Below are 12,436 nucleotides of genomic sequence, written 5' to 3'. Positions count from 1 at the left end.
TAGTCAGACATTTTTTAGACTGGCTAATGTGCAAAACCCTATATTCAAGAAAAAATTATTGGAAGATCATTACTATGCTTAAGCCTTTGGCAATAGCCTTACTTAGCGTTTCTGTTTTAACTGCATGTGCGACTAAAGCTCCAGATAATACGCCTGCCGTAATCACCAAAGACTCTATTATATTTACAGAACCAGATCTTTCAGCACCATTTTACGCATATAACCCATTCGACTACAGTGCACCACCAGTATTTGAAGCCAATCTTCTAAAAGCGTCAATACAGCCTGTTGCGAAAATGATAGTTGCAAATCCAAGTAATCCATCGCAGAAAATTACATTAGATAAAAATCTATTAATTATTCCAACAGTTAATAGCAAAACTCGTTCAATGAAATATGCTGTTTTAGCCACTGCCAATGAATTGGATGTGACAGAGATTGATGAGCTCTTGCAAACTTTAGAAGGTCAAGCACGCCACTATCCGCCTCGTTATACTAATCGCCAAGAACGTCGTGGATTAGAAAGAAAACTCAGACAAGTGAGTACTCAACTTGATGAGTTAGCCGCAAACAATAATGCATCTTATGATGTATTAATACGCGCATTCAAAGCCAGTGTATTAGGCCGAAACTTAGATTTAGGTGCCGCTTATACCACGAAATCTTTGACTTATGCGCAACGCCTATTAAAAATAGATAGAAATGATCCTGAAACGAACTTTTGGTTTGGTTTTGGACTTTCCGAAGGCGGCGGTCAACGTGAAGCGATTCAATACTTAGATAAAGCAATGAGTGGTGGCGTTCAAGAGGCATATTTAGTTTCAGTCAATAATTATTTAGCCTTAGAACAAAAGAAAAATGCCATTCAAATGCTCAATAATTACAAAATCAAATTTCCTCAAGAAGCACAAGTTGCCGATCGTTTGATTAAAGAGGTACAAACTCAAAATCGTTGGAATGTTTGGCAAGTTTTAGCGCCTAAATAACGAGAATAGTGTTCAAAAAAAAGATCGTTTATCGATCTTTTTTTTATTTTTATAATTGAAAATTAAAAGAATCATCGTATTATGGATTGAAGCAGTCATCTAGATAAATTCATAATGAATTCCATAAAAAAACTAACATTATTTAGTCTTTTTGGCACGATTATTTTCAGCGCAGGATGTCAGGTCGTTAGCGTAAAGCAACAAGCTTTCAATGTCAGTATTGCCAATGAACGTGAGAGCATTATTTCACGTAATAAGCTCAGTGAAGCAAGTTTAAACGTTCTTTCTATGGCAGGTAAAGATGCTAAGATTTGTTCAGATCAGCCTAAATCTTGTGTTGATGAAATTAAAGGTATCTCTGAAATCCCCAACGAAATGATGCTTTCTACCGCAAGTGAATTATATCTTGCAAAAGCACAAGCGCTTAAAGCTTCATCAAACTGTAAAACTAGCATTTTGAGTCATCATAAATCTTTAGAAAAACAAGCAGCTGAAAAAGAAATTTATGAAAAATGCCTAGATGAAGAACTCGCGATGCTTGATCAAAGTATTCGATATAGTTATGCCTATTTATTTAAAACTGAACGTCAACCCGAAGATCGTATCTTTGATAACAGACAAGTTCAAATTCGCGATTTCTACAATCAAGCGATCGCTGAATTAGTTCAAGTCTATACGATGAGACATAGCACCAAAGAATCAATTCATGAACTCAAAATTGGCGATAGTACGTATAAAGTCAATTATGAACACTCCCATATGCTAAAAAGTAAAACTGGGGATTCCATTGAACAACTGACGCCTAGCTACAATATGAACTTTTCAGGCTTACGCTCAATCATTCGTCGTGATGGATTTGGCTCAGAATTTCTCATTGTTTTATCAGATGAAACTAAAAATGATTTAGGCGATAAAACTAAATATATTGTGGACCCATTACATTATAAGTACCCTGAAGGTGGTAACCCCAATTTACATCCTGCTCGATACTTAGCAACCACAATTACGGCTGAACCGACTCAACCTTCATCGCAAAAAGATATTCTGAATCAAACTGAATTTCAATTAAAAATATTTAATCCCTATTTATATGATCAAACCAAAATTGAAGGTAAAACCTACCCGCTTGCAGCAAATTTTTCTGCACCCTATGGACTATGGCTTGCAGAAAATAATCTCAATAAAGCAGCATATTTAACGCTCATCGATCGAGATGAAAATTTAACTATGCCACATCTTTATATGCTAGAGCCCTATAATCCCAATAAAAAAGTCATTGTTTTAATTCATGGTTTAGCCAGCAGTCCAGAAGCATGGATTCGATTAACCAATGATATTATGGGCGATAGTGTTTTACGTGATCATTATCAAATTTGGCAAGTATTTTATTCGACCAATATGCCCATATTAGAAAGCCGTTATCAAATTAATGCCATCATTCAACAAGGTTTTGAACTGGTCGACGCAAAAGACTCGGCCTATAAAGATGCCGTTCTTGTTGGTCATAGTATGGGCGGCATTATTTCTCGTTTACTGGTGAGTCAAGCAGATCTTAAACATAAAGCAATGGAGCTGACGAGTAGTAAAAAACGTACAGTGCAAATTGAAACGGATTCTTTGTTCCAAGCCAGACTTGAAATTGAACCTTTGCCTTACTTTAGCCGTGCTGTATTTCTATCGGCGCCTCATAGAGGAACGGCTTATGCAGACCGTTGGTTCACTCGTGCATTACGAAAAGTGATTCGTCTTCCTGTTGCCTTCCTCAATGCGTTTGCCGATACGTTACAAGGTGAAATTAATATTAAAGATTTTAGTAAAGATGTTGGATATGGACTGATACAAAATGGACCCAGTGATTTAAGTAAAAATTCTGATTTCACAGCAATAACAAAAGATATTCAACCTCGTAAAGGTCTTAAATTTCACAGTATTATGGGAAATATTACCAATAGTACAGATCCTGAAATCATTAATGATGGAATAGTGCCCTATAGCAGCGCTCATTTAGATGGCGCATTATCTGAAAAGATTATTCATGGTGGACACTCCATTCAAGAAACACCTGAAGCGGTATTAGAATTACGTAGAATTTTACGACTTCATCTAACAGAGCTTAATCAACAATCGATAACTAATCCAACCATTAAAAAATAATACTCAAATCATGCGTAATGTTGTACACACTACATTGCGCGTGATCTATCAGCTGTTAAGATAAAATAATTCAAAAGTGTTATATCCATGTATCATCATTTTAATAACGCACATAGTATCTATGTATCATTTCATGCTATATAGAACAATTAAATGATTAAATTTAGCATTTTTTCAAACTCATTATTTTTTATTTTGTTAAAATCATTCGGCAATTAATTGAATGCTATATTTGCATTGCATGCCCATTTCTTTTTTCAATCTTGATCAAGCTGATTTTTATAGGATTCTCCATACATGAACTTTGCTGCGCACATGACTGATTTTTCAACGCTTACCCCAATGATGCAACAGTACATGTCTGTAAAAGTTCAACATCCACATTCTTTAATGTTTTATCGTATGGGTGACTTTTATGAGCTATTTTTTGAAGATGCACACAAAGCGGCTAAACTTTTAGGGATTACTTTAACGCATCGCGGGAAAGCCAATGGTGACCCTATCCCGATGGCTGGTGTCCCTTTTCATGCTGCTGAAGGCTATTTGGCTCGTTTAGTCAAAAAAGGAGAAACTGTTGTTATCTGTGAACAGCTTGGAGAAGTTACAGGGAAAGGACCTGTTGAACGCGGCGTTGTTCGAATTATCACACCAGGAACACTTACCGATGATGCTTTACTTAATGCGCATCAAAGTTCAAATCTCGTTGCGATTTGTATTCAGCAAAATCAAATTGGTATTGCGTTATTAGATTTAAGTGCTGGTATTTTCAAAGTTCAACAACAAGAATACCAGCCAGAACAGCTCATGATTGAACTGGCTCGAATCATGCCAAGTGAACTCTTAATTGATGAAGATATTGTCGATCAAAATATTATTGAAAGCATTAAAAAACAAATCGAATGTCCTATAACAAAACGTCCCAATGTCGATTTTAACTTAAATAATGCACAAAAAACCTTATGTGATCAATTGTCTGTAGCAACGCTTTCTGGTTTTGGTATAGATCATCTCCCCCTTGCAAAAGCGGCAGCAGCTTCTTTAATTCACTATGCAAAAGAAACCCAAAAAACTGCTTTGCCTCATATTCGATCTATTCAATTAGAACAAAGTAGTGACTTTATTGCCTTAGATCCTGTCACGCGTCGTAATTTAGAATTAATTGTTCCGCTATTTGAACATGGAACATCACTATTTCAACTGATTAATGACTGCCAAACGGCAATGGGAGGTCGTTTACTCAGCCGAACATTAATGCAGCCTTTACGTGATACCGCAATTTTAGATGCACGCTTAGATGCAATCCAACTTTTAATTGCAGGCTACCATGAATCACCTGTACGACTCGTATTAAAAGAAATAAGCGATATTGAACGTGTTTTAAGTCGTATCGCATTAGGCAGCGCTCGCCCACGAGACTTAGTGCAACTTCGACAAGCCTGTGCACAAATTCCATTTTTACGGCACGCGATTCAGCCCATTCTAAAGGATAAAACAACTGGATTAATCCATCAACTTAATGATGAATTAGGTGACTTTGGTGGACTTCATCAAAGACTCTTATCTGCCATCGTTGAAAATCCACCTGTTTTACTCCGAGATGGCAATGTAATTGCAGAAGGTTTTGATTCTGAATTGGATGAATTGCGAAAAATACGGGATCATGCTGGGCAATTCTTAATTGATTTAGAAATAAAAGAGCGTGAAACCACTGGCATCAATAATTTAAAAATTGGTTATAATCGTGTCAGTGGATATTATATTGAACTGACCCGTGGTCAAGCCTCTCAAGCACCTGAACATTATATTCGTCGTCAAACCTTAAAAAATGCTGAACGTTACATCACACCTGAACTTAAATTATTTGAAGATAAAGTACTTTCCAGTGAGTCTCGCGCACTAGCACGTGAAAAAATGCTTTTTGAAATGCTTCTTGAAGAATTACGTGAAGATATTGCACAACTTCAAATGATGAGCAGCTCAGTCGCTCAAATCGACTTAATTGCCAATTTTGCCTTTCAAGCTCGCCAAAAAAACTGGACTCGACCAGAATTCAGCCCTGAAATGGGAATTCAAATTCAAGCTGGTCGCCATCCAGTCGTCGAATTATTAAGCAAAACTGCATTTACTCCCAATAATACCTCACTCAGTTTTAATCATCGTTTGGCTATTATTACGGGTCCCAATATGGGGGGTAAATCGACCTTCATGCGCCAAACAGCTTTAATTACTTTACTGGCATATTGTGGAAGTTTTGTCCCTGCACAAGCAGTAACATTAGGACCAATTGATCGAATATTCACCCGTATTGGATCTGCAGATGATTTATCTACTGGTAAATCAACTTTTATGGTTGAAATGACAGAAACATCGCAAATTTTACATCATGCGACCAATCAATCTTTAGTTTTAATGGATGAGGTTGGGCGTGGAACTAGTACTTATGATGGTCTATCTTTAGCTTGGGCTTGTGTTTTAGATTTAGCCAAACGCATTAAATGTTTATGTTTATTTGCAACACATTACTTTGAATTAACTGAATTAAGTAAAGAATCTGGTATTGATAACTATCATGTGACTGCCAAAGAAATGAATGGCAATTTAATTTTATTGCATAAAGTCCAATCAGGACCAGCCAGTCAGAGTCATGGTTTACAAGTTGCTAAACTTGCTGGAATACCTGCCAATGTCATTAAAGAGGCTCAAAATCGCTTAAAGATTTTAGAGAACCAGCAAAACAAAGGAATAAATCTAGCCGTTCAAAATGATTTATTCGCAGAAGAGCAACAAGCTGAAGTCCTTGAACGTATTATTGAAATAGAAAAAACATCTCCAGCTTTAGAATTACTACAATCTATTGATGTAGATAACCTCACTCCGCGCCAAGCGCTTGAACAACTTTATGCTTTAAAAGAACAACTTAAAGTATAAAAGATAGCCCTCCTTTTATAAGAGGGCCATTACATCGATATTCCTTTCAATCAACTAAATAATGATGCTGACTTATGAGTTTTAAATATTTTGCGTTTGGTATTAGTTTACTTTTTGCTATGATTTTAGTTGTATTTTTAATTACCATGATTGGTTATCAATTTTTAGAAAAACAACAGCTTGAGCGTTTAATCACGCCTCTATTTTTCATTGGATTTGCTATTATTGGTTACTTTCTGGCTCAAAAAGCCGTATCCAACAAATATATCCATTCAACAATTTTAGCCTTACTCATTGTTGCATTTATTGCATTATTTTTAGATGTCTTTAAACAAATTCCACAGCAACTCTGGCAGCTTTTATTATTGAGTTTCCTCTGTTTACAGGTAGGTATTTTAGGCAATCTTGGAATAAAAAGATTGATCTCTAAAGCATAATATCATTCATTTTTAGGCTTTTAATTATTTAAAATCTAAATTAAAAATGCGAAAGACTTCGAGTTCTTTCGCATTTTTTAAACGATTAAGCCAAACAAATTAAAATTACATCTTCATGCAAATGACTTGTTGAACTTCAAGTTGGATATCCCTACCTTCAAACTTCATGAATACACAGTGGTGCAACAGGTGCTTGAATAGTCATAGACTGTGCAATTTTTTGCACTGTATTAACCACGGCACAATCATTCCCTTGATGAGAAACAAGCTGTAAACCCATAGGCAAACCGACTTGACTGGAACCCACAGGAAAAGCATAGCTGGGTGCATCTAAATAATTAAAAGGTCGAGTATACTCACCAACATGCGTAAACTCTGTATCTTCTTGACTCGAAACAAGTGCAAAAAATGGACTGACTGGAAATAATAGGCTTCGCCCATGCAGGGACTGTTTAAATAACAGTTGAAATTTTTCACGCTCTTGAATCAATGTTTCATAGTCTCTTTGACTGATCTCTTTACCTCTCAAAACACGCTGACGTACCAATTCCCACATGGTGGCTTGCAGGTCTTCTGCTTTTTCTCCGTGATATAAATAGCTTTCATAGGCAATAATATCTGAAGTACGATCGGATAAATCCTGAAAATCAAAACTTTTTGGAACTGCCCATGGCAGTAATTTAAATCCTTGTACTTCCAATCGATGTAAAAAATTTCTCCAAATTGCTAAGATTTGTGCTTCAAGTGGGAAAGGAAATGAAGCCTCATCTAAGTAATAAATTACATCAGTTTCCTGCTCAGATTCACATGAGCTTGCACTTAACAGTTGATAAAGTACCGTGATATCTTCTGCAAAGCGTGAGAATGGACCAAGTGTATCTAAAGATGCAGATAGTGGTACCGCACCTTGATCGGCAATTTTATGACTGGATGGCTTAAATCCAAAAATGCCATTCAACGCTGCAGGTGTTCGAATCGATCCACCTGTATCACCACCAATTGCAAGCGGACTTAAGCCCGCTGCAACAGCTACAGCAGAACCAGAAGAAGAACCTCCTGGCGATAATTGTTGCGCTGACCATGGATTCATTGGTGTGCCTTGCATTGGATTTTGTCCAGATAATCCAAATGCGAGTTCTGTCATTTTAGTTTTCCCTAAAATGACAAATCCTAAGCACTCTAATTGCAGAACAAGTTCACAGCTTTGTTGTGCAATATCATTTAAATATACGGTTCCTGCATGTGTGATGTGCCCTTTCACATCCAAATTATCTTTCAATAAAATAGGAATTCCATGAAAAGGGCTCAAACAAATACCAGATTCCATCTGGAGGTCTTTTTGTCGAGCTTGTTCTAGTGCCTCAGTTTCAAAAAGTTCAGAAATACTATTCAAATGACTCAATGCATGAATTCGATCAATATAAAATTGTACAACATCAACTGAAGTTATCTCTTTATTTGCAATTTTTTGTGCAATTTCAAGCGCAGATAAGTTCATTATATTCATTTTATATCTTCCAATCCTTTCCCAGCCGTTTCAGGCATCTTGATAAATGTAATTAAGGTAATCACCGCACCGACTAACACCATGAAATAGAAATAGTCTTGCTTACCTATGCTTTGAAGCCATGTCAATACATATGGTGTTGTTCCGCCTAACAGCGCTACCATTAAGTTATATGGAGCACCAATACCGACTGCACGGACTTCTGTTGGAAATTGTTCCGACATTACAGCAGGGCCAATTGAGGTATAAAGTGCGTATAAAATTAAACCAAACATTTCAACCAATAATATTGATGTAAATGAACCATCCATCCACTTAATAACTGGGTAGAAAAAGATCAAATAACCTAAAGCAAATACAATCAGTTGTGGTTTACGACCAAATTTATCTGAACACCAACCAAATAAAGGCTGACATAACATGAAAATAATCAACCCGATCGTATTTGCCGCAAAGGTCGTTTTTGGATCTGCACCTAAAACTTTAATTGCATAGGTCGGGACATACACCACAAAAATATAAAATGCGAAGGTTGTTAGAATTGAAATACCGACAATACGTAACGTTTCTTTTGGATGTTTCTTTATCAATACAGCCAGTGGATTTTTCACTTTTTCTTTTTGATGGGTCATTTCGCTGTCTGGAACAGACTTACGAATCCACATTCCAACCAAACCACCAATAGCACCAAGAATAAATGGAATTCTCCAACCATACTCACTCATTTGAGTTTCACTCAAAATCGTAGTCAGTGCCCATGCCAAGCTAGATGCGAGTAAAATACCAATTGCAGAACTAAAAAACATGAAACTAGAATAAAAACCACGCTTATTTTTAGGCGCCATTTCAGATAAGTAAGTCGCTGCTGAAGCAAACTCGCCACCTAAAGATAAACCTTGTAATAATCGTGCTAATACCAGAATAATTGGTGCAAAAATTCCAATCGTTTCATAAGTTGGAGAAAGACCAATCATTAATGATCCGCCCGCCATCATAATAATCGTTGCCGCCAGTGCTGCTTTTCTGCCGAAACGATCAGAAAATATCCCAAGCACAACACCACCCAAAGGGCGCATAAAAAAACCAACTGCAAATATTGCAAACGTTGCAAGTAATGAAGCTGTTGGATCTTCTGATGGGAAAAACTGTTTGGCAAAAAATACTGCAAAAGTTGCATATATTGTCCAATCAAACCATTCGACTGCATTTCCTACAGTTCCTGCAAGAATGACTTTCTTTTGTGATACATTTCTAGGGGTGGAAGCTATTTTTTGCATTTTATACTCATCCATAAGCGTCTCATTTAATATTTAGACATAAATACACAATGTATTTTAGTTTCTAGACTTAAAATAAGATTATATTTAGTTTTTAGACAAGTCAACCTTTATGAGTGAAACTTTTAATCTCGATGATATCGATATCGCCTGCATTAATGCCTTAATTGCCAATCCACGAGGATCGTGGCGAGAATTAAGTTTAATCAGTGACGTTCCAGAAAAAAAACTTTCTCGACGAATAAGTAAATTATTTGACGATCAAGTGATTCGTACTTCTGTTGAACTTAATCCAATTGTTACCAACAAAGGGTATACAGTTCATGTTTGGATTAGTGTGAAATTTGGCAAAGAAAAAGAAATTGCTCAATTTTTTGCACAGCGACCTGAAGTTCGTATTGTATTTTTAACCACAGGACTTGCAGATATCTTCTTAGAAATCGGTTTAGAAAAACCAGCTGATCTTTCCATCTGGATGCACGATTTTGTGACACAAATTCCAGATATTAAAACTGTAGAAACACAAGCAGTATTAAAGCCTTTTACCTGGGCCAGCAAACCTAAAGTTGTAGATGCTACTGGGCAAAAAATAAATGAAATTCGAGCTTTAACAGAAACGGAATTACAGCTTATTCATCTTTTATCACTTGATGGCCGTTCATCCATCAAAAGTTTGGCTGAGCAAGTCGAACTAAGTGAACATAAAACGCAAAAGCTTTTAAGTGATCTACTTGAAGAAGGAATTTTTAATATTCGAATTGACTTTGAACCAAGTTTAATGGGTTTTAAATCTGAAGCAATTATTCTCATTAAAGCACGTCCAGAAGCTGCCAATCGAATTGCAAAAACTTTGTCTGAATTAAAAAACACACGCTGTTTATTTGGAATCAGTGGAGACTCCCAATTCTTTTGGCATGTTTTATGCCAAGATTTAAGTGACTTATGGAAGCTTATTACAGAAGATTTAGGTAATTTTGAAGGTATTCAATCTTGTAATACCAACATGGTAACTTTGGCATTAAAACGTGCAGGCTTTATGCGAAAAGTCGGTCATGCACAATTTTATCTTCAGAATTAAAAACGGCTATTTCAAATAAAAAGAACCCTCTATTGGGTTCTTTTTATTTCATGAATATTTTATTCTACGGCTATTTCAGTTGGAGAACTCAGTTCGGTCATTGGCCAACGTGGTGTTGTCGTAACTGCCAATCCATCATGTTGTCCAGCTTTTAAGCGTTGATAACCTGCAAATGCAATCATTGCACCATTATCCGTGCAAAGTGCTGGCTCTGCATAATAAACTTGAGCACGAATTTTAGTGAGATCTGCTTCTAAACGTTCACGTAAACGCTTGTTCGCACTCACACCACCTGCAATCACTAAACGTTTTAGGCCTGTTTGCTTTAATGCTTTGACAGATTTTTTTACTAATGTATCTACAATGGCTTCTTGGAAACTTGCTGCAATATCTGCATCTCTATTTTCATCACCTAATTTTTTCATTTCTACGGATACAGCCGTTTTTAAACCACTAAATGAAAAATCTAGGCCTCTATGAAGCATAGGGCGTGGAAATTCAAATGCATTTATATCGCCTTGGTCAGCAAGTTTTGAAATATTCGGGCCACCTGGATATGGTAAACCCATCATTTTCGCAACTTTATCAAAAGCTTCACCAGCAGCATCATCAATCGACTCACCCAGTAATTCATATTGACCAATGCCATATGCTGCCATCAATTGCGTATGTCCACCAGACACTAAAAGTGCCACAAAAGGAAATTCTGGTGGTTTTTCAGATAATAATGGTGCCAACATATGACCTTCCATATGATGCACACCAATCGCAGGCTTATTTAAAGCAAATGCCAAAGTACGACCAAATAAAGCACCTGTCATTAATGCCCCCATTAAACCTGGCCCTCGAGTATAAGCAATCGCATCAATTTCTGATTTTGCAACCTGACTTTCCTCAAGTAACTGATTAATCAACGGAATTAATTTTCTCACATGATCTCTAGAAGCAAGCTCTGGGACAACCCCCCCATATTCTGCATGCAGTTTAATTTGGCTATACAATACCTGTCCGCGTAAGCCTTGCTCACTATCATACAGTGCAAGTCCTGTCTCATCACACGAAGTTTCCAAGCCCAAAACGATCATTAAACTGCCTATAACCTATCTCAATTTTATGCAGTTGCTATTATAGACTTGTGATATGAGATGTAAATGAGTAAAATACTGACCTTCACTTGTGATCACAGGTAATTTTGCCTGAGATCTTATCCATAACTTAATGAGGATTCTTCATGCCACAAGTTAAATTGAAAGAAGGCGAACCAGTAGACGTAGCTATCCGTCGTTTTAAACGTTCTTGCGAAAAAGCGGGTGTTTTAGCTGACGTTCGTAAACGTGAATTCTATGAAAAGCCAACTCAAGAACGTAAACGTAAAAAAGCTGCTGCTGTAAAACGTTACCAAAAGAAATTGGCTCGCGAATCAGTTCGTACTACACGTCTTTACTAAAATTAATTTGTGATTGACTGCTTGGAATAAATAATGACGACTTTAAAAAACCAAATAACTGAAGTTTTAAAAGCAACAATGCGTGCTAAAGAAATGAATAAGTTAACGGTCATACGTGGTCTGCAAGCAGCAATTAAGCAAATTGAAGTCGATGATCGTATTGAACTTAACGATCAACAAGTTCTTGCGGTCATTGAAAAGCAAATTAAACAACGTAAAGAATCGATCAAAGCCTTCGAAGGTGCTGGTCGAGAAGATTTAGCTAGTAAGGAACAAGCCGAGGTTGAGGTGTTATCTCAATTTCTACCAGAAGCTATGACTGAGGAAGAACTTGATTCCATCATTGCGCAAACAATTACTGCGCAAGAAGCTACTAGCATGAAAGATATGGGTAAGGTGATGAACTCTCTGCGTCCGCTCATAGCCGGGCGCGCCGATCCTGCTCAAGTTTCTGCTAAAATTAAAGCAAAACTCGCTTAATAATCTTCAGCTCCTATTACGTTGAACTGCCATAAAAGCAGTTCAATCGTCTCGGTAAACTAAATTTTATTCATCAATAAAAATCGATTTCTCTTCAATGTATTCAAATCACCATGGATTCTAAATAAATCCATTCATTACG

10 protein-coding genes are annotated in these 12,436 nt (G+C 36.7%); 7 read left to right on the top strand and 3 right to left on the bottom strand.

Annotated elements, in window-relative coordinates:
- Positions 1-74 precede the first annotated feature (74 nt).
- The 4 genes from B9T31_RS12875 to B9T31_RS12860 all read left to right on the top strand — a co-directional run bounded on the left by B9T31_RS12875 (position 75) and on the right by B9T31_RS12860 (position 6,505).
- Complete coding sequence (locus tag B9T31_RS12875) at positions 75-986, top strand: ABUW_2363 family tetratricopeptide repeat lipoprotein (RefSeq protein ID WP_086182351.1); 912 nt, start codon at positions 75-77, stop codon at positions 984-986.
- Between the two features lie 114 nt (positions 987-1,100).
- Positions 1,101-3,140, top strand: coding sequence for an esterase/lipase family protein (locus B9T31_RS12870; protein ID WP_086182350.1), 2,040 nt, complete (start codon positions 1,101-1,103; stop codon positions 3,138-3,140).
- Between the two features lie 297 nt (positions 3,141-3,437).
- A complete protein-coding gene (mutS, locus tag B9T31_RS12865; RefSeq protein ID WP_086182349.1) occupies positions 3,438-6,068 on the top strand; it encodes a DNA mismatch repair protein MutS in 2,631 nt (876 codons plus the stop codon).
- A 74-nt stretch (positions 6,069-6,142) separates the two neighbouring features.
- Positions 6,143-6,505 (top strand): hypothetical protein, encoded by a 363-nt coding sequence (locus B9T31_RS12860; protein ID WP_086182348.1) that lies wholly within the window; start codon positions 6,143-6,145, stop codon positions 6,503-6,505.
- Positions 6,506-6,662: 157 nt separating this feature from the next.
- Here B9T31_RS12860 and B9T31_RS12855 read toward each other — a convergent pair whose 3' ends face one another.
- The gene (locus B9T31_RS12855; protein WP_086182347.1) at positions 6,663-8,012 is read right to left on the bottom strand and encodes an amidase; all 1,350 of its coding nucleotides are present in this window, start codon (positions 8,010-8,012) and stop codon (positions 6,663-6,665) included.
- On the bottom strand, positions 8,009-9,304 hold the full coding sequence (locus B9T31_RS12850; RefSeq protein ID WP_086182346.1) for an MFS transporter: 1,296 nt from the start codon (positions 9,302-9,304) through the stop codon (positions 8,009-8,011). The genes B9T31_RS12855 and B9T31_RS12850 overlap by 4 nt, the downstream gene beginning before the upstream one ends.
- Positions 9,305-9,401: 97 nt before the next feature.
- On the opposite strand from B9T31_RS12850, the gene B9T31_RS12845 reads away from it, so the two are divergent.
- Positions 9,402-10,367, top strand: coding sequence for an Lrp/AsnC family transcriptional regulator (locus B9T31_RS12845; protein ID WP_086182345.1), 966 nt, complete (start codon positions 9,402-9,404; stop codon positions 10,365-10,367).
- A 59-nt stretch (positions 10,368-10,426) separates the two neighbouring features.
- Here B9T31_RS12845 and tsaD read toward each other — a convergent pair whose 3' ends face one another.
- Positions 10,427-11,452, bottom strand: coding sequence for a tRNA (adenosine(37)-N6)-threonylcarbamoyltransferase complex transferase subunit TsaD (tsaD, locus tag B9T31_RS12840; RefSeq protein ID WP_086182344.1), 1,026 nt, complete (start codon positions 11,450-11,452; stop codon positions 10,427-10,429).
- Between the two features lie 146 nt (positions 11,453-11,598).
- Between tsaD and rpsU the strand changes: the two genes are divergently transcribed.
- Together rpsU and B9T31_RS12830 are read left to right on the top strand one after the other, a co-directional pair.
- Complete coding sequence (rpsU, locus tag B9T31_RS12835) at positions 11,599-11,814, top strand: 30S ribosomal protein S21 (RefSeq protein ID WP_001136722.1); 216 nt, start codon at positions 11,599-11,601, stop codon at positions 11,812-11,814.
- Between the two features lie 33 nt (positions 11,815-11,847).
- Positions 11,848-12,294, top strand: coding sequence for a GatB/YqeY domain-containing protein (locus tag B9T31_RS12830; protein ID WP_086182343.1), 447 nt, complete (start codon positions 11,848-11,850; stop codon positions 12,292-12,294).
- Positions 12,295-12,436: the final 142 nt, after the last annotated feature.

The organism is Acinetobacter sp. ANC 4558 (genome assembly GCF_002135375.1).
GTDB lineage: Bacteria > Pseudomonadota > Gammaproteobacteria > Pseudomonadales > Moraxellaceae > Acinetobacter.
This window is presented reverse-complemented; position numbering and strand designations above follow the sequence as displayed.

What these genes read in the sequence shown, in the direction of transcription:
- B9T31_RS12845 (WP_086182345.1), top strand. Translation starts at nt 9,402, where the DNA reads ATGAGTGAAACTTTTAATCTCGATGATATCGATATCGCCTGCATTAAT.
- rpsU (WP_001136722.1), top strand. Translation starts at nt 11,599, where the DNA reads ATGCCACAAGTTAAATTGAAAGAAGGCGAACCAGTAGACGTAGCTATC.
- tsaD (WP_086182344.1), bottom strand. Translation starts at nt 11,452, where the DNA reads ATGATCGTTTTGGGCTTGGAAACTTCGTGTGATGAGACAGGACTTGCA.
- B9T31_RS12830 (WP_086182343.1), top strand. Translation starts at nt 11,848, where the DNA reads ATGACGACTTTAAAAAACCAAATAACTGAAGTTTTAAAAGCAACAATG.
- B9T31_RS12875 (WP_086182351.1), top strand. Translation starts at nt 75, where the DNA reads ATGCTTAAGCCTTTGGCAATAGCCTTACTTAGCGTTTCTGTTTTAACT.
- mutS (WP_086182349.1), top strand. Translation starts at nt 3,438, where the DNA reads ATGAACTTTGCTGCGCACATGACTGATTTTTCAACGCTTACCCCAATG.
- B9T31_RS12850 (WP_086182346.1), bottom strand. Translation starts at nt 9,304, where the DNA reads ATGGATGAGTATAAAATGCAAAAAATAGCTTCCACCCCTAGAAATGTA.
- B9T31_RS12870 (WP_086182350.1), top strand. Translation starts at nt 1,101, where the DNA reads ATGAATTCCATAAAAAAACTAACATTATTTAGTCTTTTTGGCACGATT.
- B9T31_RS12855 (WP_086182347.1), bottom strand. Translation starts at nt 8,012, where the DNA reads ATGAATATAATGAACTTATCTGCGCTTGAAATTGCACAAAAAATTGCA.
- B9T31_RS12860 (WP_086182348.1), top strand. Translation starts at nt 6,143, where the DNA reads ATGAGTTTTAAATATTTTGCGTTTGGTATTAGTTTACTTTTTGCTATG.